Source organism: Myxococcota bacterium (assembly GCA_041389495.1).
GTDB lineage: Bacteria > Myxococcota_A > UBA9160 > UBA9160 > UBA4427 > JAWKRT01.
This window is the reverse complement of record JAWKRT010000005.1, coordinates 126,631-152,206: the sequence shown is the minus strand read 5'-3', so window position 1 is coordinate 152,206 and position 25,576 is coordinate 126,631. Positions and strand designations below refer to the sequence as shown.

At 75.6% G+C, this 25,576-nt stretch carries 22 protein-coding genes; 1 reads left to right on the top strand and 21 read right to left on the bottom strand.

What is annotated here, in order from left to right; translation table 11 throughout:
• Window positions 1–14 precede the first annotated feature (14 nt).
• A complete protein-coding gene (locus R3E88_20545) occupies window positions 15–1,196 on the bottom strand; it encodes a DUF4388 domain-containing protein (GenBank protein MEZ4218871.1) in 1,182 nt (393 codons plus the stop codon).
• Entirely contained in the window at window positions 1,196–3,214 is a 2,019-nt protein-coding gene (locus R3E88_20540; protein MEZ4218870.1) for a hypothetical protein, read from the bottom strand. The genes R3E88_20545 and R3E88_20540 overlap by 1 nt, the downstream gene beginning before the upstream one ends.
• A gap of 332 nt (window positions 3,215–3,546) precedes the next feature.
• Between R3E88_20540 and rpsT the strand changes: the two genes are divergently transcribed.
• Entirely contained in the window at window positions 3,547–3,813 is a 267-nt protein-coding gene (rpsT, locus tag R3E88_20535) for a 30S ribosomal protein S20 (protein ID MEZ4218869.1), read from the top strand.
• Window positions 3,814–3,853: 40 nt separating this feature from the next.
• Here rpsT and holA read toward each other — a convergent pair whose 3' ends face one another.
• The 19 genes from holA to ribD form a co-directional block, all read right to left on the bottom strand.
• Window positions 3,854–4,828 (bottom strand): DNA polymerase III subunit delta, encoded by a 975-nt coding sequence (gene holA / locus R3E88_20530; GenBank protein ID MEZ4218868.1) that lies wholly within the window; start codon window positions 4,826–4,828, stop codon window positions 3,854–3,856.
• Window positions 4,825–5,376, bottom strand: coding sequence for an LPS assembly lipoprotein LptE (lptE, locus tag R3E88_20525; GenBank protein ID MEZ4218867.1), 552 nt, complete (start codon window positions 5,374–5,376; stop codon window positions 4,825–4,827). The genes holA and lptE overlap by 4 nt, the downstream gene beginning before the upstream one ends.
• Window positions 5,377–5,485: 109 nt before the next feature.
• A complete protein-coding gene (locus R3E88_20520) occupies window positions 5,486–8,101 on the bottom strand; it encodes a methyl-accepting chemotaxis protein (protein MEZ4218866.1) in 2,616 nt (871 codons plus the stop codon).
• Between the two features lie 48 nt (window positions 8,102–8,149).
• Window positions 8,150–8,527, bottom strand: coding sequence for a response regulator (locus tag R3E88_20515; GenBank protein MEZ4218865.1), 378 nt, complete (start codon window positions 8,525–8,527; stop codon window positions 8,150–8,152).
• 56 nt (window positions 8,528–8,583) lie between these two features.
• Window positions 8,584–9,414: a GAF domain-containing protein gene (locus tag R3E88_20510; GenBank protein ID MEZ4218864.1), complete on the bottom strand. Its 831-nt coding sequence runs from the start codon at window positions 9,412–9,414 to the stop codon at window positions 8,584–8,586.
• Window positions 9,411–10,496 (bottom strand): chemotaxis response regulator protein-glutamate methylesterase, encoded by a 1,086-nt coding sequence (locus R3E88_20505; protein MEZ4218863.1) that lies wholly within the window; start codon window positions 10,494–10,496, stop codon window positions 9,411–9,413. Before R3E88_20505 ends, R3E88_20510 begins: the two co-directional genes overlap by 4 nt.
• Entirely contained in the window at window positions 10,493–11,428 is a 936-nt protein-coding gene (locus R3E88_20500; GenBank protein ID MEZ4218862.1) for a protein-glutamate O-methyltransferase CheR, read from the bottom strand. Before R3E88_20500 ends, R3E88_20505 begins: the two co-directional genes overlap by 4 nt.
• Before the next feature lie 6 nt (window positions 11,429–11,434).
• Window positions 11,435–13,519 carry a HEAT repeat domain-containing protein gene (locus R3E88_20495; protein MEZ4218861.1) on the bottom strand — a complete coding sequence of 695 codons (2,085 nt, stop codon included), beginning with the start codon at window positions 13,517–13,519 and terminating at the stop codon, window positions 11,435–11,437.
• Complete coding sequence (locus tag R3E88_20490; protein ID MEZ4218860.1) at window positions 13,516–14,568, bottom strand: zinc-ribbon domain-containing protein; 1,053 nt, start codon at window positions 14,566–14,568, stop codon at window positions 13,516–13,518. The genes R3E88_20495 and R3E88_20490 overlap by 4 nt, the downstream gene beginning before the upstream one ends.
• Window positions 14,569–14,626: 58 nt before the next feature.
• Window positions 14,627–17,173: a methyl-accepting chemotaxis protein gene (locus tag R3E88_20485; GenBank protein ID MEZ4218859.1), complete on the bottom strand. Its 2,547-nt coding sequence runs from the start codon at window positions 17,171–17,173 to the stop codon at window positions 14,627–14,629.
• Complete coding sequence (locus R3E88_20480; protein ID MEZ4218858.1) at window positions 17,170–17,697, bottom strand: chemotaxis protein CheW; 528 nt, start codon at window positions 17,695–17,697, stop codon at window positions 17,170–17,172. The genes R3E88_20485 and R3E88_20480 overlap by 4 nt, the downstream gene beginning before the upstream one ends.
• Entirely contained in the window at window positions 17,687–18,181 is a 495-nt protein-coding gene (locus R3E88_20475; protein MEZ4218857.1) for a chemotaxis protein CheW, read from the bottom strand. The genes R3E88_20480 and R3E88_20475 overlap by 11 nt, the downstream gene beginning before the upstream one ends.
• Window positions 18,178–20,298 (bottom strand): chemotaxis protein CheA, encoded by a 2,121-nt coding sequence (locus R3E88_20470; GenBank protein ID MEZ4218856.1) that lies wholly within the window; start codon window positions 20,296–20,298, stop codon window positions 18,178–18,180. The genes R3E88_20475 and R3E88_20470 overlap by 4 nt, the downstream gene beginning before the upstream one ends.
• Window positions 20,299–20,307: 9 nt before the next feature.
• On the bottom strand, window positions 20,308–20,694 hold the full coding sequence (locus R3E88_20465; protein MEZ4218855.1) for a response regulator: 387 nt from the start codon (window positions 20,692–20,694) through the stop codon (window positions 20,308–20,310).
• Between the two features lie 194 nt (window positions 20,695–20,888).
• Window positions 20,889–22,724, bottom strand: coding sequence for a DUF4388 domain-containing protein (locus R3E88_20460; protein MEZ4218854.1), 1,836 nt, complete (start codon window positions 22,722–22,724; stop codon window positions 20,889–20,891).
• A gap of 192 nt (window positions 22,725–22,916) precedes the next feature.
• Window positions 22,917–23,510 (bottom strand): M17 family peptidase N-terminal domain-containing protein, encoded by a 594-nt coding sequence (locus R3E88_20455; protein ID MEZ4218853.1) that lies wholly within the window; start codon window positions 23,508–23,510, stop codon window positions 22,917–22,919.
• On the bottom strand, window positions 23,507–23,953 hold the full coding sequence (nusB, locus tag R3E88_20450) for a transcription antitermination factor NusB (GenBank protein ID MEZ4218852.1): 447 nt from the start codon (window positions 23,951–23,953) through the stop codon (window positions 23,507–23,509). The genes R3E88_20455 and nusB overlap by 4 nt, the downstream gene beginning before the upstream one ends.
• Window positions 23,950–24,435, bottom strand: a complete 486-nt coding sequence (gene ribH, locus R3E88_20445) for a 6,7-dimethyl-8-ribityllumazine synthase (protein ID MEZ4218851.1) — start codon at window positions 24,433–24,435, stop codon at window positions 23,950–23,952. Before ribH ends, nusB begins: the two co-directional genes overlap by 4 nt.
• On the bottom strand, window positions 24,435–25,574 hold the full coding sequence (ribD, locus tag R3E88_20440; protein ID MEZ4218850.1) for a bifunctional diaminohydroxyphosphoribosylaminopyrimidine deaminase/5-amino-6-(5-phosphoribosylamino)uracil reductase RibD: 1,140 nt from the start codon (window positions 25,572–25,574) through the stop codon (window positions 24,435–24,437). Before ribD ends, ribH begins: the two co-directional genes overlap by 1 nt.
• Window positions 25,575–25,576 lie beyond the last annotated feature (2 nt).

The window sequence follows — 25,576 nt, the reverse complement described above, 5'->3', positions numbered from 1 at the left end:
GAGGGAGCGCGCGACTAGCGAGCGGGCGACCTCGTCGCCCCCAGCGGATGGCGCATGCCGCGCTGCTCGAATGCCTGGTCCGGGCCTTGCGCGGGAGCGATCAGCTCGACGTCCCGCCCGCGCGCCGCGTAAGAGTAGGCGCGCGGTTCGGGCGCTGCCATCGCGCCCGGCGTCCCGGTGGCCGCGACGTCGGCCAGGGAGGCGGGCCAGGTCGACCAGCGGTAGCGGTGCGCGTCGAGCGCGTGGCGCAGGCGCCGCCGCTCGAAGCGCGCGGCCGCGCGCTCGAGCGGGTACGTCTCGATCGCGACGCCCGGGAGCGCGGGCGGCTCGATCCACGGGCGGCCGACGGCCCATCCCGCGACCGCGAGCAGCGCGAGCGCCGCGGCGCCGAGCGCGGCCGAGCGCAACGACGCGAGCGCCGCGCCGAAGCGCGCGCCGAGCGGCGGCGCCGATGCCAGCGCCACGCCCTCGACGACCTCGATGGCCCGGCACTGGTGCAGCGCCGCGAGCGCGCGCGTGCCCTCGAAGGTGCCGAGGCGCGAGAGGTCGATCACGCGACGCGCCGGAAGGCGCCCGTCGACGAGCTGGAACACGCGCTCCGCGCGCTCGCCCGCCTCGCGCGCATCGCGCGTGCGCTGTCGGTAGAGCTCGAACGACCCCGCGCGGCGGAACACGGTGTCGCCGCTCGGCACGAGGTCGGCGAACGTGCCCCACTCGTCGACCATGCGGAGCCCGTCCATCAGGATCTGCTCGGCGCCCAGCATCTTCTCCGGCGGCCGGTCGTGCTCGACCGCACGCGCCGAGAAGTGGAAGCTCCCCGTCTTGAAGCGCAGCACGCGGAACACGACGTCCTGCGTGAGGAGCTCGACGATCTGCTCCATGTCCTTGCGCGAGACGTCGCCGCGCTCGACCGCGACGACGTGATAGGGACGCGCCGACTCGACGCTCGCGCGACCGAGGTCGGCGGCGCGTTCGCGCGTCAGGAGACCGCAGCGGACGAGCAGATCGGCGAGCGCGACGTGGTCGGCACCGCCGCCCCACGCGGCGCTCACCACCGAGCCCGCGTCGAACGCGAGCCGGAAGCGGCCTTCGTCGTGCGCGATCTCGAGCACGCCCGTCTTGCGCTGCTGGCCGATGAGCTGGAAGACCTCGGCGATGCCGAAGTCGCGCAGGTTCCCGTTCAGCGCGGCGCCCACTACTGGCTCCTCCGGATCGCGAGCGCGGCGAACACGAGCACGACGTAGGCGAGACCGGAGGCGACCGCCGTCGCGAGGAACACGGCCGGACCCGCGGCGCCGACGACGAGCGGGTCGGGCAGCGCGCCCTCGCGCCAGGCCCACGCCGTCGCGGCCCAGGCGAACAGCATCACGGCGACGAACGCGAGGTCCGGACGCCGCGCGAGCAGCCCGCCCGCGCCGGGCAGCACCAGCGCGACCGCCTGCGCGAGCCGCTCGACGCGCGCCTCGCGGCGGCGCAGCGCGGCGAGGCGCGCGGCGCGAAGCCCGCCCTCGGTGGTCTCGGGGTGGTTGAAGAGCCGGTGGCAGTTCTCGCACGTCTGGTTGTTCCAGACCGTGCCGTCGCAGCGGGCGCAGATGCGGACGCCGCAGCGCCTGCAGGCTCCCGCGTGGTCGAACCGCGTACCGACGATCAGCGCGAGGAGGAACGCGCCGGCGAACGCGAGCGCCGCATGCCTCCCGTCGGCGCCGAGCCACGCGGGCGCGAGCGGTCGCCGAAGCCACGCGGCGAACGCGTCGCCTCGCGCGTGCTCGAACATGCGCGCGGCGAGCGCCACTTCGTCGAGGGGCAGGTCGGCGATCAGGCTCGGATCCTTCTGGCCGGAGAGCTCGGCGACGACGTCCGCGTCGAGCTCCTGCGCGCGGCGCAGCGCGGTCTCGAACTCCTCCATGCGGAACGAGCGCGCGTAGGCCTGCGACAGGTCGAACCAGAGCACGGCGGAGTCGTGCACGGCCGTCGCGCGCGTGTAGAGCGCGATGGCCTCGTCGATGGCGCCGCGCTGGAACTGCAGGTTGGCGAGGTTCGTGAGGGCGACCGGGTCGCGCGGCTTCTGCTCGACGAGCGCGCGGTAGCGGCGATAGGCCTCGTCGAGGTGCCCGGTCCGCCGCGCGCGCACGGCGAGCGCGTGCGCAGCGAGCGGGTCGCCGGCGGCGGCGTCCGCGAGCAGCGCGACGTCGTCGTCCGTCTCGATCCCCTGCGCGACCGAGTAGGCGGCGTCCGCGACCGGGTCGGCCGCGAACATCGAGACGACGCGCCCCGCCATCTCGGCGACCGGGAAGAGCGCGAGCACGAGCAGCGTCGCGGCGACGGCGAGCGAGATGCGGTGCGACGAGGTGCCGTAGGCGACGCCCACCGCGAACAGCGCGAGCGCGAGCCCGAGCACGCCCTCTCCGAGGGCGACGGGAACGAGCAGGAGTGCGCCGAGCAGCGCGGCGCGCCCGAACGCGGGAACGTGCTTCGAGAAGAGGTCACCGAGATCGTGCGCGGCGCGCGGCAGCGCACTCGCGCTCGCGAGCGCGACGAAGCCCAGGGCGCCGAGCGCGAACGCGATCACGGCGATCCACAAGGCCGAGCTCGCGAGCCACAGCGCGGCCTCGAGGTTGCGCGGGATCGCGAGCAGCGCGTCGGCGAACGCGCGTGCGGCCTCGCCGCGATCGCCCTCCGCCCAGTGGGCGCGCGCGAGCGCGACGTGCGCGAGCGGGAGATCGGGCGCGAGCTTCGCGGCGAGCATCGCCTGCCCGAGCTCGCCGCCGCCCTGCTCGGCGAGCAGCGCGTGCGCGGGCCCGAGCACCGCCTGCGCACCGAGCTCGAGCTTGCGCACGCGCGCAGCCGTCGCCCGGCTCGTCATGGACGCGCCGCCTCCGAACCAGCTGCGCTCGAGATCGTCGCGGTAGCCGTCGACGGGTGGGGCCTCGGGGAGCCCCGAGCCCACGATCTCCTCGGGATCCGAGTGCACGACCTGCGCGATCGGGGCGGGCACGGCGGCGGCAGGCGAGCGGCCCGGATCGCGGCCCTCGACCTCGGGCGGTGCGGCCAGCGGCTCCGAGCGGCTCGGGTCGCTCGCGCCGGCGCCGTCGGGCGCGAGGCCCTCGCCGAAGGCCGCGGACGCGAGCAGGGAGGCGAGCGCGACGGCGACGGCGCGGCGCGTCCGCGCGCGCGCCAGCGACGGCCTGCGCACGACCTCGACCCTCGCGTTCACGGGGACCCCTCCACCGACGGACATGCGGAACGCGGACGCTGGCGCGCCCGCGGACGCCTATCGGCCGCCGTGGAAGCAGGCTGAACCGGCGGGAGGGCCCGAGCCGGCGCCCCGCGCGCCCGTCGACAGCACAGAGGCCCCCGCGTATGTTCCCGCGCCTCGAAGCGCAGCCTCGACGCGCCGGACCGGGCCGGGCCCGTTCCGGTGCGCGCCCCGAGCCGGTCCCGCGCCGCCCGTACGCCGCCGCGAGGCGGCGGCCGCACCGCCGGCCGGGCGACACGACTCGACCCGACCGGAGCCGATCGCCTCCGACGAACCTGGAGAACCACCCGTTGGCCAACCACAAGTCCGCCCTCAAGCGCGCCCGCCAGGCGCTCCGCCGCAACAAGCGCAACAAGCACATCAAGAGCACGATGCGCACGCACGTGAAGGGCTTCCGCGCGGCGGTCGAGGCCGGCGATGCCGATGCGGCGGCGGCGCAGCTGAAGATCGCGGAGAGCTCCATCCGCAAGGCGGCGACGAAGGGCGTCATCCCGGCGCGCCGTGCGAGCCGCAGCGTCAGCCGGCTCGCCAAGCAGCTCGCCGCGCTCGGTCGCTAGGCGGCCGGGGCACCCGGCGGCGCGGCCGCCCCGCCCGCGTTCACGAAGCCAGCCCGAGAACGAGCCGCTCGAGTGCGAGCGCGGGGGCGAGTGCGCTCCCGCCCTTGAGCGCCACGTCCGCCGCGTGGATCGCCTCGAGGCACGCGCCGATGCGCGCGTGCGTGAAGCGCCGCGCCTGCCCTTCGAGCTTGCGCGCGACGAAGGGCGGCCCCGCGACGCGCGCGCCGTGCCGCACGCGCGCGAGCTTGCGGAAGTGCGAGGCGAGCGCGCCGAGCACGGCGGGCGGCGCGACGTCCGCCATCCGCCCGAGCAGGCGCAGCGCGTCGGCCGTGCGCCCTTCCCCGATCGCGTCCGTCAGGTCCCAGATCGGCTGCTCGGCCAGCTGGCTCGTCGACGCCTCGACGATCGCCGCCGTCACCTTCGCGCCCGGCTCGACGAGCAGCGCCGCCTTGGCGATCTCCTGGCGCAGCAGCAGGAGGACGGGGCCGACGAGCTCGGCCAGCCGCTCGGCCGCGCCCGCGTCGAGCGCGACGCCCTGCCGCTTCGCCTCCGCCTTCGCGAACGCGGCGATCTCGCGCGCCGTGCGCGGTGCGTCGCACGCCACGATCGCGGCGGGCGCCTTGCCGAACGCCTTCACCCAGCGCTGTCGCTTGTCCGGCTTCTCGCAGACGACGACGAGGACGGACTCGGCCTGCGCGAGCTGCGCGGCGACGAGGTCGCCGAGCGCGTCGAGCAGCGCCTTCGCGCCGGCGCGGCGCCCGTCCGGGTCGCGCAGGACGACGAGCCGGCGCGCGGCCATCACCGGGAGCGCGGCGAGCGCGTCCTGCAGCGCGGCCGGCGAGGTCGCGTCGCCGGCGAGCCGGTCGTGGTTGAAGTCGCGCGACGCATCGGTGAGCACGGCGCGTTCGATCGCCGCGAGCGCGTCGTCGCGCAGCAGCGCCTCCTCGCCCGCGAGCAGGTAGGCCGGGCGGACGGTGCCGGCGTCGAGCTCGGCGGCGAGCTCGCCCGGGGTCACGGCGCGATCTCCTGGTCGACGGCGTCGTGCGCGCGTTCGGCGACGAGCGCCGCGACGCGCATCAGCGCCTCGCGGCGGTTCTTGCGCCCGACTTCGAGATCGGGGCTCGAGAAGAAGATCTCCGACTCGCGCAGCGTGGCCGTCGGCAGCGCGGCGCCCGCCGCGCCCTCCTTCCGCGCGCGCAGCGGCGCGACCGTGAGCTCGACGCCGAGCGTGAGCGTCTGCTCGACCGCGAGCACGACGGGCGACAGCGTGTCCGTTCGCACCTGCACGGGGAGCACGCGTCCGGTCAGCAGCCAGTCGGCTGCGTCCGGGTCCGCGACGAGGCGGTAGCGCCCGCGCCGCAGCCACTCGCGCCGCAGCGCCTCGCTCACGATGCGCTCGAGCCCGGGCTCGGTCGAGTCGTTGTCGAGCGTCCGCAGCAGCATGCGCGGCGCGTCGTCGGCGAGCGGCCCTGCGTGCCGCACGAGCGTGTAGCCGCAGCCGCTCGCGGCGAGGGCGATCGCGAGGACGTGCACGAACGCGCGAAGGACGGCGGGGGAGCGCACGCGCGGCACCGTAGCATGCGCGGCCGCGCGCTCCGGCGTCGCGTGCGCGCCCCGACGCGTCGCCGCAGGTCCGCGCGCGGTCGCGCCGCCGCGCGCGCGAACGCGCGCGCTAGCCCTCGACGCGGAAGCGCTCGACCTCGCTCCGGAGTCGGTGCGCGTGCTCGCGCAGCGCAGCCGTCGCGACGCCGATGCGCTGCGCGACCTCCTCGTGCGACACCGTCCCGTCGGCGACCGCGCCGATCGACGCGACGACCTCCGCGCAGGCCGCGATCTGGCCGCGCACCGAGGCCTCGATCTCGTCCACCGCGCCGCGCACGCCCTCGACGCCGTGCGCGATGGCCGCGGTGCCGAGCGTCTGCTCCGACGTCGTGCGCGCGAGCTGGGCCGAGAGGTCGCGGATGCCCGAGGCTGCGTCGAGGACGAGCCGGTTCGTGCGCTCCTGCTCCTCCATCGCGCGATCGATCTCGGCCGCGCCGACGCGCACGCGGTCCATCGAGTCGACCACGCCCGCCGCCGCGTGCGCCTGTGCGCGCACCGCCGCGGCGATCGCCTCGATGCGGCGGCCCGTCTCGCGCGAGGTCGACTCGATGGCTTCGAGCGCGACGGCGGCCTCGGCGGACTGCGAGAGGCCCGCGTCCACGCAGCGCGCGCTCTCGCCGATCGCGACCGCGGCGTTCGCACTCTCGCTCTGCACGGCGCGCACGACGGCGCCGATCTCCTTCGTGCTCGCGAGCACGCGGTCGGCGAGCTCCTTGATCTCGTCGGCGACCACCGAGAACGCGCGCCCGTGCTCGCCCGACTGCGCGGCGATGATCGCGGCGTTCAGGGCGAGCAGGTTGGTCTCGGCGGCGACGTCGTCGATCACGTCGAGGATCGCTCCGATCTGCGCGACGTGTCCCGCCAGACGCCCGACCACGGCCTCGGCGCCGTGCGTCGCGGAGCGGATCGACGCCATCCCGTCCTGCACGAGGCCGACCGTCGCGCGGCCGCGCTCCGCCCCGGCCATCGCGTCCTGCGCGAGCGCCGCGCCGTCCTCGGCGACGCGCTCCGCGTCGCGCAGCGCCGACGCCGTGTCGCGCATCGCGCCCGCGGTGTGGCTCGCCGCGTCGGACAGCGCGCGCGTGCTCGCGCCGACGCTCTGCACGCTCCGCACGAGCTGCTCGACCGACGAGCTCGCCAGGTCGAGGCGCTCGCCGAATGCGCCCGCCATTCCCTCGACTGCGCGGCTCGACGCGGCGAGCTCCGCGATCACACCGGCCGACTCGTCGACCGCCGCGCGCAGGTCGCGACCGCTCGCCTCGATCTCGGCCGCCTGGTCGCGCACCGCGTCGAGGGCCGCCGAGACGCCGGCGATGCCGCGGCGCTGCGCGCTCGCGCCGGCGGCCACGTCCATCGCGTCGCTCGCGAGCAGCGAGGCCTGCGACTCGACGCCGTCGACGGTCGCGACCACGCCCGCGACCGCGGCGCGCAGCGCGTCCGTCATCGCGTCGAACGCGCGTCCGAGGTCGCCGAGCTCGTCCTCGGCGTCGACGCGCACGCGCGGGCCGAGATCGCCGCCCGCCACGTCGTCGGCCGCACGCCGGAGGTCGTCGACGCTCGTCGCGAGATCGCGCGCGAGCAGGTGCGCGACGCCGAACGCGAGCGCCGCGGCGATGGCGGCGACGAGCGCGAGCGAGGTCGCGTCGAGCGCAGCGCCGACCCGCGGCGCCACCGCGACGAGGGCGCGGTCGCCCGCCGCGCCGGACAGGCGGTGCCAGGCGACGAGCACCGGACCGACGCGCTCGGCGCCGGCGCGCGCGCCGCGCGCGAGCCCGTTGCGCACGACGGCGGCGACGGCTCCGGCGTCCGGGACGGCGAGCTCCGCGGGCGCGCGCTGCGGATCCGCGTCGACGAGGGCCAGCGCATCGGCGATGCCGAGCGCGACGAGTCGCGCGCGCGCGGCCGCGAGCGCGGCCGGCGCGTCGGCGAGCTCGGCGGCGACTGCGCGCGCGAGCAGGTCGAGCTCGCGGCGCTCGTGGCGCACGCCCGAGGCGTCGACGACGACCCACACCGCGAGCCCCGTCGCGGCGAGCGCGACGCCGCACGTGGCGGTCAGGAGCTTGGTGCGGAGCCGGACGATGGGCGCCCGCGCGATCGTCGAGCCGCCGCGCTCCTCGCGCGCGCGCGCGGCGAGCGCGGCGAGCAGCGCGCGGTGGCGCGACTTCACGCGGAAGTAGAGATGCGAGATCGAGACGAAGCCCGCCGAGATCCCCGAGAGCGCGATCGCCCACGCGGTGCGCGCGTCGATCGCGTCGTCGACCCAGCGGGCGAGCGCGGCGACGAGCGCGCTCCCGACGCTCCAGGTGATCGCGCCCTGCACCCACAGGTAGCGGGGAAGCCGCAGCACGGCGTCGTGCGCGGCCCGCGCGGACGCGCCGGCGTCGCCGTCGAGCCACGCCGCGATGGGCCGCAGGAACCAGCGGTTGTACACGAGGTTCGACGCGAGCAGCACGGGGAAGGCACCGGCACACACCGCCGCGAGCGCGAGCCACTGCGCGGCGTCGAGCGCGACGGCGAAGCGCAGGTAGGCGAGGACGAGCACGACCGCGAGCGCCGACGCGCCCGAGAGGAGCGCGTTCAGGCCGCGCTCGAACGCGGCACCGCTTCGCGGCAGCGGGGTCGCGTCCCGCGCCCCCCTCCCCGTCTCCGTTCCGGACTGCGAGGTCGACCTCGAAGCGTCGGACACGCGCTCCCCCTCGTGCGCGTCGGGCGGCGCCGCGCGCCGCAGCCGACCTCAGGAGATCTTGAGCAGCCCCTTCACGACCGCGAGCACGTTGTTCGCCTGGATCGGCTTCGTCAGGTACTCGTCGGCGCCGAGCTGCAGCGCGCGCTGCTTGTCCTCCTCCGCGCCCTCCGTCGTGATCACGCAGATGGCCATGTCGCGGATCGACGTCTCGCTGCGGATGAGGTGGATCAGCTTGAGCCCGTCCATGACGGGCATGTTGATGTCGATCAGCGCCACGTCGAAGTGGTCGCTCGTCACCTTGCGCAGCCCGTCCATGCCGTCCTGCGCCTCGACGATGTCGACGTCCTTGAGGCGCTTGAGCGCGAAGACGAGCAGCTGCCGCATGGTCGGGCTGTCCTCGACGATCAGGATCCGGTGTTTCGCCATCGTTCGAACCTCCGCGGAGCCCGCGCGCTCCGCCGGTGCGTGCGGCGCAGCGCGCCCTACTTGGTGAGCAGGTCGATGAAGCCCTGGATGGTGTTCAGCTTGCGCTCGCTCTGCGAGTAGAGCTGCGACGCGAAGATCGCCGTCGCCGCGTGGCCGGCGAGCAGCGTGAACAGCTCGTGGTCGAGCGCCGAGAAGCCTTCCTTCTGCGCCAGCAGCGAGTAGATCGCGATCGCGCCGATCGCGCGGTCGTCGACGCACAGCGGGATCGCGACGAGCGGCTCGCCGCCCTCGACGGGGCCGCGCCCGTCGGCGATCGCATCGCGCGTCGCGACGTCTCCCGAGGCGGCCGCGCCGCCGACGAAGCCCTCGCCCATGCGGGCGCGCGGGAAGTGCGAGACGGGCGCTCCCTCGGAGACGACGGGCTCGAGCGCGCCTTCCTTCTGATCGTGGAGGTAGACGCAGAAGATCTCGGCGCCGATCAGGTTGATCACGATCTCGAGGATGACCTTCAGCACCTCGTTCGGATCGAGCGTCGAGTGCAGCTGGTAGCTCGCGACGTAGAGGTTCGCGAGGTTGTTGTTCTCCTCCTCGATCTCCACGTAGCGCGCGGCGAACTGCTGGTTCTCCGATTCGATCGCGCGCAGCTGCTGCTGCATCGACTCGTTCTCGGACTCGAGGAGGTCGATGCGCTCGAGCAGCTCGGTGCGCAGCTTGGCCCAGTCGCCGTCGTCGCGCGCCGCCCACTGCTGGCGCTCCTGCGTCTCGCGCAGCTGCGAGCGCAGGCGATGGTTGTCGTCGAGGAGCTCCTTCGTGAACTCCGCGCCGCGGCGGAACACCGAGAGCACCGCCTCGGCCCGGTCCGCGAGGTCGTTGCGATCGTCGCTCATACGGATTCCTTCCTGGTCTGCGCCCGCTCGACGGACCGGACGCCGGAGAGGATCGCCGCCGGCATCTCGTGCAGCGGCAGCACGCGATCGACCGCGCCGGCCTCGATCGCCTGGCGCGGCATCCCGAAGATGACGGCGGTCGCCTCGGACTCGGCGATCACCGTGCCGCCCGCGGCCTTCACCGCGAGCGCGCCGGCGCGCCCGTCGTCGCCCATGCCCGTGAGCACGACGGCGAGCACGTCGGCGCCGAAGTGCTTCGCCGCCGACGCGAACAGGCGGTCGGCCGAGGGCGCGTACTTGTCGCGCGGCAGGTCGGGCCGCAGCGCCGTCACGACGCGTCCGCCCACCGACTCGAACTCGAGGTGCCGGCCGCCCGGCGCGACGAACACGCAGCCCGGCTCGAGCCGCGCGCCGCCCTCCGCCTCGCGCGCGCGGAACGGAGTCAGGCGGTCGAGACGCTCGGCGAAGCCGCGCGTGAACCCGGCGGGCATGTGCTGCGCGATCGCGATCGCGCACGGCGGCGCCTCCGCGAACGCGCCGAGGATCTGCATCAGCGCCGACGGGCCGCCCGTCGACGAGCCGACGACCACGACGGGCGGCGCACCCGGAGCCGTGCCGCGCGCGCGGCGCGGCGCGGCCGGCGCCGGGCTCGCGATGCGCTCGCGCACCTTCTCGATGCGCAGCTCGCGCGTCGCGTGCACCTTGCGGATCAGCTCGTCGCGGATCGATTCGAGCTCGGGCGTCGCGTGCGGCGTCGGCTTCTCGATGAAGTCCGTCGCGCCGAGGTCGAGCGCCTTGAAGACGTCGGCGTCGCCGCCGCGACCGCTCACGACGATCACCGGCGTCGGGCACTGCGCCATGACGAGCCGCAGGTACGTGAAGCCGTCCATGCGCGGCATCTCGAGATCGAGCGTCACGACGTCGGGGCGCAGCTCGAGCGTCTTGCGCAGCGCGTCCTCGCCGTCGCGAGCGGTCGCGACGACCTCGACGAGCGGCGAGGCCGCGAGCATGCGCGTGATCGTCTGCCGGCTGTACGCCGAGTCGTCGATCACGAGCGCGCGGATCGTCGGCCGGGCCCTCATCGCCCGCCCTCCGGCCCGCCGTCGACGGCGGCCGCGGCGTGCGCGGCGATGCGATGCCACGGATCGTCGCGCTCCTCGCCCGGGATCGGCCGGCGATAGACGAGGTCGCTGCGCAGGTGGCACAGCTCGAACGCCGTCGAGACCGTGATCAGCGACTCGGAGTGCCCGAGCAGCAGGTAGCCGCCGGGCACGAGGCGCTCGTAGAACGTGTCGATCACGCGCTTCTTCGTGGCCGCGTCGAAGTAGATGATCACGTTGCGGCAGAGGATCACGTCCATCGCGCCGAGCAGCGCGATCTTCGACGGGTCGAGCAGGTTCAGGTGGATGAAGTCGACGCACGCGCGCACCTCGTCGCGGATGCGGAACAGCCCGTCCTTCTCGACGAAGTACTTGTCGCGCAGCGGGTCGGGCGTCTCCCGGAACGACGCCGGCCGGTAGTGGCCGCGGCGCGCCTTCGTCAGCACCGAAGGCGCGATGTCGGAGGCATAGACGTGCAGGTCGCGCCCGGGCACGAGCCCGGCCTCGAGCGCGAGCATCACGATCGAGTACGGCTCCTCGCCGCTCGCGCACCCCGCCGACCAGATCTGCACCGGCCCGCGGCCGCGCCGCGCGCCGCCGGCGACGAGCCGCTCGGGCACGATCTCGTCGACGAGCGCGCGCAGCTGGCGGATCTCGCGAAAGAAGTACGTCTCGTTGGTCGTGAGCTCGTCGACGAGCGCGACGAGCTCCTCGCTCCCGGGGCCCGGGCTGCGCAACGACCACAGATAGGCGGAGAGGCTCGTCGCGCCCACCGCCTGCATGCGTCGCGCGACGCGCTTCTCGACCAGGTACCGCGTGCCCTCGTCGAAGTGGAGGCCGGCGTGCGCGCGGACGACGTCGCACAGCAGTCGGAACTGCGCGTCGGTCATCGTCGTGGCCGCCGTCTCCGCCATCGCGGGCTAGCCCTCGAGCCTGCGGAGCGCGTCGAGGATCGTCTCGCGCACGAATGCGTCGCGCTCGACCTCGAGACGCCGGAGGATGGCCGGCACCGCGCGAGCGACGCGGCGCCGCCCGAGCGTCTGCACGACGTCGGCGCGCACCGTCCAGTCGGGGTGTCCGACGAGGGCGATCAGCTCGGCCGCGTCGTTCGCGTCGCCGTGCTCGCGGATGCACGCGACGCCGGCGAGCACGGCCTCGGGGACGGGATGGTCGAGCAACGCGGTCGCGAGGCGCGCAGCCGCGGCATCGCCGAACGCGGCGAGCGCCTCGCCGGCCGCGATCGCGACGGGGACGTCGTCGCCGAATGCGCGCGCGATGCGCTCGCGCGCGCGTTCGCGCACGCTCGCCACGCGCGCGCCGTGCTCGCCGATGGCGCGCACCGCCGCGGCGCGGACGCGCGCGTCCTCGTCGAGTGCGAGCCGCTCGAGGTCGTCGAGGACGCCCTCGCGTTCGGCGGCGCCGAGCGCAGCGGCCGCGGCGCAACGCACCGTCCACGACTCGTCCGCGAGCGCGAGGCGCAGCGACTCGAGCCAGGTGCCGTCCGCGATCCGCGCGAGCGACGCGACCGCCGCCCTGCGGACGTCCGCGCTCGGGTCGCGCGCGAGGTGCGCGACGTGCGCGGCGTCCTCCTCGCGACCGAGGCGACCGAGCAGCTCGGCCGCCGCGCACCGGAACCCCTCGGAGGCGCCGTCGAGCCTCGTGACGATGCCGTCGACGATGCGCGCTGCCGCCCCGCTGCGGCGCTCGGAGATGCGCGCGAGCGCATCGACCGCAGCGCCGGCGTGGTCGTCGGCGTCGTCGTCCTCCTCGCTCGCGGCGTCGAGCGCGCGAAGCAGCGCGGGCACGGAATCGACGTCGCCGCTCGCGCCGAGCGCGCCGATCGCGGCGAGCCGCGTCCCCGTGTCCGCGTCGTCCACGCACTGCACGAGCCGCCGCCGCCCCGTGTCTCCCGGGGTCGCGCCGAGCACGGCGCACGCGACGCGCCGCAGCGCGCCGTCGAGCGCGCTCCACGCACCCTCGATCGCTGCCTCCGCCTCGGCGCCGAGGTCGACGAGCGAGCGCACGGCGAGCTCCTCGAGCGCTTCGTCGCGCGCCGCCTCGAGGATCGCGAGCGCCGCGCGCTCGCCTCCCGCGACCGCGAGGAACTGGATCGCCGTCATGCGCTGCGCGAGGTCGCTCGCCGGGAGCCCTTCGGCGACCGCCTCGACGATCGACGGCTCGCTGCGCGCGACCTCGCGGACGCGGGCCGCGAGCGCGACGAGCGCACCGCCGTCCTCGCGGCCGAGGAGCGCGACGAGCCCCGCCACGGCCGCCGCGCGCGAGGTCCGACCGTGCGAGCCGAGACCCTTGAGCAGGCAGTCCGCCGCGCGCGGATCGTCCGACGCACCGAGCGCCTCGAAGACCGCGGGGCGCAGCAGCGCGTCGCCCGCGAGCCGCTCGGCGACGTCGACGTCGATCGCGATCCCGAGGCGCCCGAGCGAACGGAGCGCCGAGATGCGCACGAGTGCGTCGGCGCCGGGCTCGGAGGCGAGCGCGGCGAGCGCCGCGCCGACCCCGTCGCCTCCGATCACGCCGAGTGCGTCCGCCGCCGCGGCGCTCACGTTGGCGTCGGCGTCCGCGAGCCGCGCGCGCAGCGCGGGGCCTGCGGAGGCGTCGCCGATACCCGCGAGCACGTCGACGAGCTGCTTGCGCACGTCGACGTCCTCGGAGTCGAGCGCACCGACGAGGGCGGGAACCGCGCGCGGACCGCACTCGATGAGCGCTTCGACCGCCGCGTTGCGGCGTCCCGAGTTCTCGCCGTCGGCGAGCGCGGCGATCAGCGCCGCGACGACGGCGTCGCCGTCGCGCAGCGTCGCCGCGCGGGCGACGGCCGCCTTGCGCACGCGCCAGCTCGCGTCGCCCATGCTCGCCACGAGTCGGGGGAGCGCCTCGTCGTCGGGCAGCTCGGAGAGCCGCTCGACGCCGAGGCGTCGCACCTCCTCGTCCCCGCTCGCGAGGTCGTAGTCGATGCTCCCGCACGCGCGGTCGGCGTGCGCGCGACTCATCGCCCGCTCCGCTCGCGCGCGACGCGCTGCAGCTCGTCGTCGAGGTAGTCGCGCTCGTTGCGCACGCGCTCGTCGATGCGCTGCCGGAAGAGGTCGCGCCCGTCGGCGAGCACGCTCTCCATCGCGGCGACGACGTCGCCACCGCCGCGCACGGCCTCGTCGAACTTCTCGGCGTTGTAGAGGACGATGTCCGAGACGATGATGCGCGCGAGACGCTCGGCCTTCGCGCGCTCGGCAGCGAGCTCGTCGGACACCGAGGCCGCTGCCGCCGCGGGGCGCGCCACCGGCTCCGGAGCGCTCCGCGCGGGCTTCGGCCGCGGGGCCGGAGCGGGCGCCGGTGCGGGCTCCCGAACGGCGCGCGGCGCGGGAGCGGCGACGGGCGACGGCGCGTCGGGCGCGCGCACGGCGAGCCCGAAGCGGCGCAGCACGTCCTCGAGGCCGTCGGGAACGTCGGGGCGCTCGAGATAGACGTCGGCGCCGTAGAGCTCGCTCGGCGGTCGGCGATAGCGGTCGCGGTGGTGGATCGCGCCGATCAGCACGACGTGCGTGTCGCGCAGCGCGTCGTTGCGCTTCACGACCTCGCACACCTGGAACCCGAACATCTTGGGCAGCGCGGCATCGAGGACGACCGCGCGCGGCAGCATGCGCTGGATGGTGAGCATCGCCTCGACGCCGTCGTGCACGAGGATCGGCTGCAGTCCGAGCGCCGCGACGGCGGCGGCGGTGCGCTTGCCCTCGTCGACGTCGGCGTCGGCGATCAGCACGAGCCGATCGCGCTCGACGCCGCGCTCGTCGGCGCTCGGCGGCACCTCGGCCCGCGAAGGGGCGCGGTCCGCGCGCGCCGGCGCGGGCGCGGGAGCCGGAGTGGGCGTCGGCGGGTCGGGGCGCGTCGTCTCGACGACGCCGGGCGTCGCCGGCGTCGCGAGCTCCGGCGCGCGCACGCGGAAGACCGCCTCGCACTTCGCGCACCGCAGGCGCGCGCCCTGCGGGCCGACTCGCGCCGGGTCCACGCGGTAACGCGCCGAACATCGGGGACATGCCGCAATCATCGATCCACTCCTGTCGTCCTGCGCCGCCGGCGTCGGCTTCGACCGCCGCGCCGACGCCTCAGATCCGGAACCGCGCGACCTCGGCGCGAAGCGCTTCCGCCTCGCGCGCGAGTCCGTTCATCGCCTCGCCCATGTGCTGCACGGAGCGGTCGTTCTCGCGCGTGCGATCCTCGACCTGCTCCAGGAAGCTCGCGATCTGCGTGCACGCCTCGGACTGCTGGCGCAGCGACGCGTTGATCGACTCGACCGCCCCGCGCACACCCTCCGTCGTCTCGCGGATGCGCGCGAAGCCGCGGCTCTGCTCTTCGGTGGTGCGCCGCACCTGGAGTGCGATCTCGCGCATCGTCACCGCCGAGCGGAAGACGACCTCGTTGCCGCGATCCTGGTCCTCGCCCGCGGAGCGGATCTCCTCGACCCCGCCGTTCACGCGATCCATCAGCGCGGCGACGTGGGCCGCGGCGGCCGTCTGCTCTCGCACGGCGGCGACGATGCGCGCGATGTGCTGTCCGCTCTCCCGCGCCGCGCGCGCGATCTGCTCGAGCGAGACGCCCGCTTCCGCGGCCACGTCGACGCCGAGCGCGACGCTGGCCGACCCCGCTTCCACCGCGCCCACCGCGTTCGACGCCTCGAGCTGGACGGCGCGGACGACGTCCGCGATCTCCTTCGTCGAGACGAGCACGCGGTCGGCGAGCTCCTTGATCTCGTCCGCGACCACGGAGAACGCACGCCCGTTCTCGCCCGCCTGCGCCGCGATGATCGCGGCGTTGAGCGCGAGCAGCGTCGTCTCCGCGCCGACGTCGTCGATCACGTCGAGGATCGCGCCGATCTCGTCGGTGCGGCGGCCGAGCGCGCGGATCACGTTCTCCGCGGCGTCGGTCGCGTCCCGGATCGCGTGCATGCCCTCGATCGTCTGCCGGACCTTCTCGACGCCGCTCTCCGAGCTCTGCACGACGTCGGCCGCGAGATCGCCCGTCTTCGCGGCGGTCGTGTCCACCGCGCGCATCGCGCTCGCCATCTCCTCCATGCTCGAGGAGGTCTCGCTCGCGGCCTGCGACAGCCCCTCCGCCGTCGCACCCACCTGCTTCACGCTGCGCACCATCTGCTCGATCGAGCTCGAGACCTCGTCGACGCGCTGCGAGAGCGCGCCCGCCGTCTCGGAGAGCTCGTGGCCGGCCGCGCCGAGCTCGAGGATCGAGCTGCTCGACTCCTCGACCGAGTAGCCGAGCTGCTGCGCCGAGGTCGCGACGCCGCCGACCTCGTCGCGGATGCGTTCCATGAGCTGGCCGGCCTCGGAGATGCGGCGCACCTGCTCGGCATTGGCTTCCGCCACGCTCGCGCCCGTGCGCGAGATCTCCGACGCCGCGGACTCGACGCGATCGGCCGCTTCCGCGACGCGCGCGACGGTCGCTCGCAACGAGGCGCCCATGCGCGCGAACGCGCGCGCGAGGTCGCCGAGCTCGTCCTCCGACTCGACGCACGTCGCCGACGCGAGATCGCCCGAGGCGAGCCGATCGGCGTCGGCGGCGAGCACGTCGACCGTGCGGCGCACGTCCTCGGCGAGCATCCACGTGATTCCGAGCGACAGCGCGACCGCCGTGACGAGCACGACCGCGAGCAGCGGACGCAGGCCGACCAGCGCGCGCCGTGCGGTGCTCGCCTCGGCGGAGGCCACGAGCAGGCGGCCGTCGGCCAGACGCGACCACGCCACGAGGCGCTCGCCGTCGTCGGACAGGGCGGTGCCGCTCGCGCGCTCGTCGAACGCGCCCGCGTCGAGGCCGAACGAGGTCGCGAGCGCGCTCGGCGCGAGGAGCTCGAAGCGCGTCGCCTCCGGCGCGGTTCCGGCGACCGGCCAGGTGCGCGCGATCGCCGCGTCGAGGTCGCCCGCCCCCGCATTCGGTACGAGGGCCTCGATCGCGCGCGCGCGGTCGGAGAGCGCCTCGTCGACGAGGGCGCGCACCGCGCCTTCGTACGCGACGCCCATCGCGAACACGAGCGAGGCAACGCCCGAGCCGGCCACCACGAACTGCAGCTTGCGCGCGATCCGCACGGGACGCACCAGCTCGCGCCGGCGCTCCGGGTCGGGCACACCGCGCGCGATCTCCGCGCACAGCGGCTCGAAGGCCCGCTTCGTGAGGAAGTAGACGAAGCCCATCGAGATCAGGCCGCCGGCCGTCGCGGACACGACGATGCCCCAGAACCGCTGGCCGAAGAGCCACGACGGATGGCCGAGCACCACCATCGCGACGCACGTCGCGGCGCCGCAGGCGGCCCAGCTCACGAGCGTGAGCCGCAGCATCGTCTGCGGCAGCCGCATGATCGCGGCGAACGCCGACTCGACGAGCGCGCGTTCGCGCGCGTCGGGCGGCGTGCGCAGGTAGGTGCGGATCGGAGCGTGGAGCCGCCTCCGCACGGGCTCGAGCCCGGCGCCGGCGAGCACGCTGATCACGGCGAGCGCGGCGGCGAAGTCGCGCCACTCGCCCGCGCCGAGGTCGAGCAGCATCGCCAGGTAGAACACCATGACGGCGAGCGCGCCCATGCCGACGCCGAGGTCGATCGCGAGGACCGCGCGCCGGAAGTCGTTCTCGCTGCGGATCGCGGCCCTCATGCGCGGCCTCCGGATGCCGTCGCGGCGACGTCCGCGGCGCCGGCGACGCTCGAGCGGTGCACGCACTCGAGGATGTGGTCGAGGGAGAGCACGAGCACGGGCGCGCCGCCCGCCCCGCTGCGTCGCACGACGGCGCTCACCGCGTCGTAGCCCGACTGCGTCGCGAGCTCGGGCGGGTCTTCGAGCGCGCTCGCCGCGACGGGCAGCACGTCGATCGCCGCCGCGACGCGCAGGCCGAGCACGAGGCCGTCCGCCGCGATGATCGCGATGCGCGCGCGCGGGTCGTCGCCGGGAACGGGCGCGCGGCCGAGGGCGCGGCCGAGGTCGAGCACGGGGACGATCGTGCCGCGCAGGTCGATGACGCCCTCGATGAGCGCCGGCGCCTTCGGCAGCGGCGTCACCTCCTGGCATCGCACGACCTCGCGCACCTGCGCGACGTCGAGCGCGTAGACCTGCCCGTCGACCTCGAAGCACGCGAGGTCGACGCGCGCCTCGTCGATCGCGAGTCGCCGGTCAGTCGCCATCGCCGAGCACCCGGTCGAGATCGACCACGGACACGAACGCGTCGCCGTTCGCGCAGATCTCGGACACGGCCCGCGCGTCGGCCGAGGCACTCGGACGGAGCGCGGACGCATCGACGCGGAGCACCTGTCGCACGGCGTCGACGAGGACCCCGGCGATGCCGTCGTCCTCGCCGAAGACGACGACGATGCGCGACGCGCGGCCCACGGTCGCGGGCGCGAGCCCGAGCCGCTGCCGCAGGTCGACGACCTGCACCACCTCGCCGCGCAGCGCGACGACGCCGAGCACCCAGTCGGGGGTTCGCGGCACGGGCGTCAGGCAGCGCGGCCGCACGATCTCGCGCACGCGTTCGACGGGCAGTGCGTAGGACGCGCCGTCGAGCTCGATCGCGAGCAGCTCGATCGGCGGCTGCGCGACGACGTCGTCGCCCGCGCGCGCTCCGAACGCGTCGCGCGCGACGGCCTGCCAGTCGGACGCTCGCGTCACGCCGCCTCCCTCCGCCGCACGGCGTCCTCGACGAAGCTCGCGACGTCGAGCACGAGCACCGCCGCCTCGTCGCCGAGCTCGGTCGCGCCCGCGATGCCGCGCACCTGGCGCACCGGACCCTGGATCGGCTTGATGACGGTGTCCTGCTGGCCTTCGAGCCGATCGACGACGAGCCCCATGCGGAGATCGCCGAGACCGAGCACCACGACGTAGAGCGCGTCGTCGGCGCCCGCCGACGCGATGTCGAACTCGTCGCACAGCCGGCGCAGGACGAGCGGCTCTCCGCGCAGGTTCAGGAGCTCGCGCCCTTCGCTGCGCTGGATGTCGGACGGCGACACGAGCAGCGTCTCGAGCACGGCGTTGAGCGGGATCGCGAAGCGCTGGTCGCCGACGCCGACGAGCAGCGCCTGGATGATCGCGAGCGTGATCGGGAGCGTGAGCGCGATCGTCGTGCCGACCCCGAGCTCCGACTCGACGTCGACGACGCCGCCGAGCGCCGTCAGGTTCGCGCGGACGACGTCCATCCCGACGCCGCGGCCACTCGTCTCGCTGACCTCGTCGCGCGTCGAGAAGCCCGGCTCGAACACGAGCCCGAGCACCTCCTTGCGCGACAGCGCGGTCTCCGCGTCGACGATGCCGAGCGCGACGGCGCGCGAGAGCACGCGCTCGGGGTCGATGCCGCGACCGTCGTCGGCCACGTCGATCACGACGTGGTTCCCGCGCTGCGAGGCCTCGATGCGCACGAGCCCCTCGAGCGGCTTTCCGATGCGGGCGCGCTCCGCTTCGCCCTCGATCGCGTGGTCGAACGCGTTGCGCACGAGGTGGACGAGCGGGTCGACGAGCTCCTCGACGATGAGCTTGTCCAGCTCCGTGTCCGCTCCCTTGAACTCGAGACGCACCTCCTTCGCGAGGTCGCGCTTCAGCCGCCGCGCGACGCGCGAGAGCTTCTCGAAGATCTGTCGCAGCGGGACCATGCGGACGTCGAGCACGCCGGCCTGCAGCTCGGCCAGCTTGCGCGCGAGCGCCTTGTGCACCTTCCCGAGCTCGGCGCCCGCCTTGCGCGTCGCGGGATCCGCGGCGAGCCGCTGCGCGATCACGTCGACGGCCGAGCGCTGCAGCACGAGCTCGCCCACGAGCGTCATCAGCTCGTCGAGCTTTCGGATGTCGACGCGCACCGTCTCGCTCAGCGACTTGAGCGACTCGACGTCGGCGGCGTCGCCGGCGTGCGCCGTGGGCGCGGCGTCGTCGGACGCGGGCGTGGCCTCGATCGGCTCCGGGAGCGCGGCCGCGACCTCCGCCGCGGGCGGCGGGCTCGCGGGCGGCGCGTCGTCGGGCGCCTGCCCGGCGCGCACGACGCGCACGGTCGTCTGCGGCGCATCGAGGCGACGCGCGAGCTCCTCCGCGTCGACGCGCGTCGCGACGAGCAGCGAGAAGCGGATGTGGGACTCCGGCGCGTCGCCCGGCGACGGCAACGTCGACACCACCTCGCCGACCTCGCGCACGGCGTTCGAGAGCTCCGAGAGCCCCTCCTCGAACGTGGCGATCTCGAAGGTCGTGTCGACGAGCGAGACGTGGCGCCCCTTGCGCACGTTCTCCTCGAGCCGGTGCTCCTCGTACTCCGTGAGGGCGCGCTGGATCGACGGGTCGAGGTCGAGCGTCGGCTCCGGCGCCGCGGCAGCACCCGCGTCGGCAGCGAGCGCGTCGTCGATGCGGCGCAGCATGGCGGCCACGGCGCTCGCCGCGGCCTCGGCGTGCGCGTCGTCGCCCGCGTGCTCGAGCAGCTCGGCCGCGAGGGCGACGGCGTCGTCGAGCACGGCGAGCGCGGGAGAACCCACGTCCACGCGGCCCATGCGCAGGCCGTCGAGCACGTCCTCGAGGTGGTGCGTCAGCTCCGACATCGCGTCGAAGCCGAACATGCCGCTGATGCCCTTGAGCGAGTGGGCCGAGCGGAAGATGCGATTCACGAGATCCGGGTCGACCTCGCCCGCGCCGAGCGAGGTCCGCTGGTCCTCGAGCTGCGCGAGGTCCGTGCGCAGCGCCTCGAGCACCTCCTCGGCCTCGGAGACGAACTCGCGCTGGGCCTTCGAGGCTCGCGTCGACCTCCGGCGGGCGGCCATCGCGCGCTCCTACCCGCGCTCGCCGGCACGCGCGAGCAGCGCGACGACGATGTCGCGCAGCTCGGCGGGATCGAAGGGCTTCACGAGGTACGCGTCGGCGCCGAGCTCGATGCCCTTGGCGCGGTCGCGCTCGGCGCCCTCGGTGGAGACGATCACGAGCGGCACGCCCGCATAACGTTCGTTGCGCTTGACGAAGGAGACGAGCTCGAGCCCATTGATGTCGGGCATGTTGATGTCGGTGACGACGAGATCGAAGTCGTCGGTGGGGAGCTGGCGCAGCGCCTCGAAGCCGCTCGACGCCTCCGCGATCTTGACCGGGACGTCGAGCTCCTCGAGCGCGGTCGAGAGCATCGACCGCATCGTGGCGGAATCCTCGACGATCAGGATCTTGTACACGTCGCCTCCCCGTCGGCCGGCGCTGCGCGCACCGGCGGCCCCTCCGCGCGGACGGGCGCACGCCGCGTCGCGCGGACGCGCGGCGCGTTGCGTATCGGCGACGGTCTGCGTTTCTTGAGGTGGCGCCGGGACTTCCGTCCCCTCGACGCGCGCGCGCCGCGTACCCCGGAGCGGGCCACGGCGGGGCCGGCGGCTCAGCGCGAGGGGTCGGCCTCGGCGAGCGCGCGCTCGAGCGCGGCGCGGTCGAGCGCGAGCCCCGCGTGGTGGAGGACGACCTCGAGCGCGCTCGTGTCGGCGGGCGGAGCGCCGCCCGGCAGGTCGTCCGCGTAGACGACCGCGACCACGCGCCCGCTCGACTCGATCGGAGCCAGGTACGCGTGCTCGGGGAGCCGATCGCCGAGCGCCAGGGCGAGGGCCCGGTCGCCCTCGTTGCGCGGCGGGCCCGCCACCGGGCGCCGGGTCTCGAGCACGCGCGCGAGCCAGGCGCTCGCCGCTGCCTCGAGCGTCACGTCGCGCAGCGCGGTGTCGTCGGGGCCGCCGCACTGCGCGAGGCCGCGCTGCGCCATCCCGATCGCGACACCGTCGCGCACCATCCACATCGCCACGCGCCGGAAGCGCTGGGCGGCGAAGTCGAGCACGAGCGGCAGCACCTCGCCGCGCGACGACGCATCGCGCAGGTGCTGCGTCGCGCGGCGCAGATCCTCGAGGTCGGCCTCCGCGACGTCGGCGCCCGCGCGCCCGGCGGCGCGGCCGGGCTCGACGCCGCGGGCGAGGTCGCGGACCAGGTCGGCGAACGCCCCGGCCAGACCCGAAGCGGCGGGCCGCGCCGCACCGGCGCGCAGCTGGTGGCCGGCGGGCCGCGTCGCGACGGCATCCGCGGGCTGCGGGCTCGCGACCGCCTCCGTCCCGTCCTCGACGAGCCAGGCGATGCGGATCTGCGGCGCCTGCTGCTTGAGGCGGCGCACGAAGTCCGCGGCGTTGCGGATGCCGCTCAGCTGGTCGACGGACGTGTGCGGCGAGAGCAGCACGATCGGCGGCGTCGCGCGCGCGAGGTACTGGCGGATGCGCGTGAGCCCGAGATCCGAGCGCTGGAAGATGTGGACGCGCTCGAACGCATCGCCGAGCGCCGCCTTCGCCCACTCGAGCGCCGGGAGCTCCGCGTCGATCACGACGACGGGGCGCGCCGCGTCGAACGGCACTGCCGTCGCGGCCCCCGCGGCGGATGCCGCATCGAGCTCGCGCTCGGGCGCCGCGTGCGCGACGTGGGCCTCGGCGGCCGCATCGCGCTGCGCGCCACCGTCGGCCGTCGCCTCCGGCTCGGCTTCGTCCTCCCCGGTCGTCGCGTCGAGCTCCGCTTCCTCCGCGGCGAGCGCGCGGTCGACGGCGGCCGATGCGACGATGCCGACCGCGTCCGGAGCGACGTCGGCCTCGCCCGCGTCCGTCGACGCGGCCGCTCCCTCGTCGCTCGCGTCGTCGTCCTCGACGACGCCGAACATCGCGTGCGCCGAGAGCTCGGGAAGCGCCTCTTCCGGCTCGGCGCCGCGATCGCTCTCGTCGCCGAAGCGCGCCGCCTCCATCGCCAGGTACTGCGCGTTGATGCCGACGGCGAGCACGAGCTTCGGGTCTTCGGGCTCGGCCGTCTCGCGCACGTCGAAGCTGAAGTCGCCCGTGCGCCACTGGAACATCTCGACGACGGCGGCCTCGACGGCCTCGCGCTCGAGCGCGTCGAGCCGCTCGCGCGCGATCACGCCGGCCGCCACGAGCAGGTCGCCGAGGGCCGCGGGGCCCTCGCTCGCGGACTCGGCCGCCTCGAACTCCGCGGCGGGCACGAAGCCGCCGTCGACGAGCAGCCCGCGCAGGTCGTCGGGCCGCGCCTTCGTCGCCGCCGCGCACACGAGCCCGGCCCGGAACCGGATGCGGCCCTCGCCGCCGCCCGACCGCAGCGCGAGCACTCCCGACTTCTGCGACAGGCTGATGATCTGCAGGATGTCCCCGAGACTCAGGTCCTCGAGACTGCCGATCAGGCTCATGGTCTCTCCGGGGCTCGGCGCTTCCGAGCCACGGCCGAGCGACTCCCGCCGCGATCCGAACGCGGAGCGCAGGGGCGCAGGGCAATGCGTGGGGCGTTCGATCGGCCGACGGCCGCGACAGCTGAACCGGCCCGGCACGGGGTACTGGGGCGAACCGCGGAGGCGTCGCGCCGCGCGCGGCGCCCGGGCGCGCTAGCGGGGAGCGGCCGACGGCGGGGACGTGGCACCCGCGCGCGCGCCGTCGGCCGTCGGCGCCGGCGGCTCGATCTCGATGGCGGCGCTGCGGACGACGCGCACGAGCTCGCGGCGCACGCGCGACTCCTCCGCCTCGGGAACGCACAGCCGCACGGCGAGCGTCGCCGTGCCGAGCCCCGCGAGCGCGCCCTCGACGAGCGCGCGCGCGTGGCGCACGAGCTCGTCGCCGTCGATGCCGAACGGCGCGAGCGCGGCGCGAGCGCTCGACAGCGCCACCGCGCGCGCGACCGCCGAGCGCGTCGCGTCCTCGAGCGCCTGCGCGCCGAAGCGCGCGCGCGCGCCGAGCCCGACGACGAGCAGTGCCGGAGCAGCGAGCCGGCCCGACGTTCCGACGAGCGTCGCGGCGCCGGGCGAGGCATCGAGCCGGTCGTCGAGAACGAGCCGCGTGAGCAGTCCGCACAGCCGCCAGTCCGCGCGGCCCGCCGCGCCGCGCAGCGGGCGCTCGTCCGCGAAGACGCCCGCGATCGCGACGTCCGCCTCCACGCGCTCGAGCGGCCGCGTGTCGAGCCCGATCCGGAGCGAGCCGCTCACCGCCCCGCCCCCCGCGTCGCGCGCGCGACGCCGTCGAGCACGCCGTTCACGAAGCCCGGCGACGGATCGTCGCCGTAGCGCTTCGCGAGCTGTACGGCCTCGTCGATCACGACCTCGACGGGCGTGTCGCTGAACGCGAGCTCGAACGCCGCGAGCCGCAGCACGTTGCGGTCGACGACCGCCATCCGCTCGAGGCGCCAGTTGCGCGCCGCCTCGCGCACGAGCGCGTCGAGCGCATCGCGGTGCTGCGCGACGCCCGTGACCAGCTCCTTCGCGAATGCGCGCGCCGCCTCGGGCATCTCGAAGTGCGCGGCCACGTCGTCGAACACCTCCTGCGCGGCCGGCGGCGCCGGCCCCTTCGCGACGTGCACGTCGAGCGCGAAGAGCACCTGCACGGCGACCTCGCGCGAGCGGTGGCGCGCACTCCCGGCGGCACTCGTCACGCGGCGTCTCCCGGACGGCGCCCGAGCTGCGCGCGCAGTCGCGCCATCTCGACCGCGGCAGCGGCGACCTCGGCGCCCTTGTCGCCGTCGCGCCCGCCCGTGCGTTCGAAGGCCTGGTCGACGTCGTTCGTGGTCAGCACGCCGAACGCGACGGGAACGTCGGTGTCGCGCACGACCTCGCGCACGCCGTCGGTCACGCCGTGGCAGACGAAGTCGAAGTGCGGAGTGCCGCCGCGGACGACCGCGCCGAGCGTGACGATCGCGTCGTAGCGGCCGCTCGCGGCGAGCGAGCGCGCGGCGTGCGGGATCTCGTAGGCCCCCGGCACCCACGCGACGTCGATCGCGTCCGCTTCGGCGCCGCGCCGCTCGAGCTCGCGCACGCAGCCCTCGAGGAGCCGCACGCACACGAGGTGGTTGAAGCGCGCGACGACCACGCCGAAGCGCAGCCCGGTCGCATCGCCGCTCGCCGCGTAGTGCCGCATCACCCGCCCCGTCGCCTCCGCGTCGCGCGCAGCGCGTCGCGCCCCTGCGCCGTCGTTCCGTGGACGTGCACGTCGTCGCCGAGCCGCCGCACCGCGACGTCCTCGAGCGCGACCGCGTCGCGCAGCCGCCCGAGGCCGAGCGCCGCGAGCGCCGGCCGCGCGTCGCCCCCGAGGAGCTTCGGCGCGACGAGCCAATGTATCTCGTCGACGAGCCCCGCGCGGAGGAGGCCGGCCGCGAGCCCGCCGCCTCCCTCGCAGAGCACCTCGGTCAGGCCCTCGCGCGCGAGCCGCTCGAGCGCGGCGCGCAGGTCGAGCGCGCCGGCGCGCGCGGCCACCTCGAGCACGCGCGCGCCCGCGTCCGCGCGCGCGCGGCGCCCGCGCGCGCCGCGCGCGCACACGACCCAGGCCTCGCCGCGGGGCTCGGTGTAGAGCCGCGCGGCGACCGGGACGCGCAGGCGCCGGTCCACCAGCACGCGCACCGGCGCGCGGGCGACGCGCGCGCCGCGGCGCGCGGTGAGGGCCGGGTCGTCCGCGAGCGCCGTGCCCGTTCCGACCAGCACCGCGTCGGTGCGCGCGCGCAGCGCGTGCACGAAGGCGCGCGCGCGCGGCGACGTGATCCAGCGCGACTCGCCGGACGCCGTCGCGATGCGGCCGTCGAGCGTGCTCGCGAGCTTCAGCGCGAGCCACGGGCGCCCGCGCTCGCACACCGACAGGAAGCCGCGGTGGTGCGCGCGACAGGCGTCCTCGAGCACTCCCGGCTCGACGCGGACCCCGGCGCGCCGCAGCGCACGCGCGCCGCCGCCCGCCTTCGGGTGCGGGTCGCGCGCGCCGACGACCACCCGGCGGAGGCCCGCCGCCGCGATCGCCTCCGTGCACGGCGGCGTGCGCCCGAAGTGCGCGCACGGCTCGAGCGTGACGACGAGCGTGGCGCGGCGCACCGCGGCCGCGCCGGCCGCGCGCACCGCGCGCTCGATCGCGACCACCTCGGCGTGCGCGCCGCCCGCCGGGCGCGAGTGCCCGCGGCCGAGCACGCGATCGCCCAGCACGACGACCGCGCCGACGCACGGGTTCGGGAAGGTCGTGCCGCGCCCGCGCGCGGCCTCGCGCAGCGCGAGCCGCATCGCGGCTTCGGGCTGCACGC

Coding starts and splice junctions, on each gene's coding strand:
- R3E88_20460 (MEZ4218854.1), bottom strand. CDS start 22,724: ATGAGCCTGATCGGCAGTCTCGAGGACCTGAGTCTCGGGGACATCCTG.
- R3E88_20490 (MEZ4218860.1), bottom strand. CDS start 14,568: ATGATTGCGGCATGTCCCCGATGTTCGGCGCGTTACCGCGTGGACCCG.
- R3E88_20515 (MEZ4218865.1), bottom strand. CDS start 8,527: ATGGCGAAACACCGGATCCTGATCGTCGAGGACAGCCCGACCATGCGG.
- R3E88_20485 (MEZ4218859.1), bottom strand. CDS start 17,173: ATGAGGGCCGCGATCCGCAGCGAGAACGACTTCCGGCGCGCGGTCCTC.
- R3E88_20495 (MEZ4218861.1), bottom strand. CDS start 13,519: ATGAGTCGCGCGCACGCCGACCGCGCGTGCGGGAGCATCGACTACGAC.
- ribH (MEZ4218851.1), bottom strand. CDS start 24,435: ATGCGGCACTACGCGGCGAGCGGCGATGCGACCGGGCTGCGCTTCGGC.
- R3E88_20505 (MEZ4218863.1), bottom strand. CDS start 10,496: ATGAGGGCCCGGCCGACGATCCGCGCGCTCGTGATCGACGACTCGGCG.
- R3E88_20500 (MEZ4218862.1), bottom strand. CDS start 11,428: ATGGCGGAGACGGCGGCCACGACGATGACCGACGCGCAGTTCCGACTG.
- R3E88_20480 (MEZ4218858.1), bottom strand. CDS start 17,697: ATGGCGACTGACCGGCGACTCGCGATCGACGAGGCGCGCGTCGACCTC.
- R3E88_20470 (MEZ4218856.1), bottom strand. CDS start 20,298: ATGGCCGCCCGCCGGAGGTCGACGCGAGCCTCGAAGGCCCAGCGCGAG.
- R3E88_20510 (MEZ4218864.1), bottom strand. CDS start 9,414: ATGAGCGACGATCGCAACGACCTCGCGGACCGGGCCGAGGCGGTGCTC.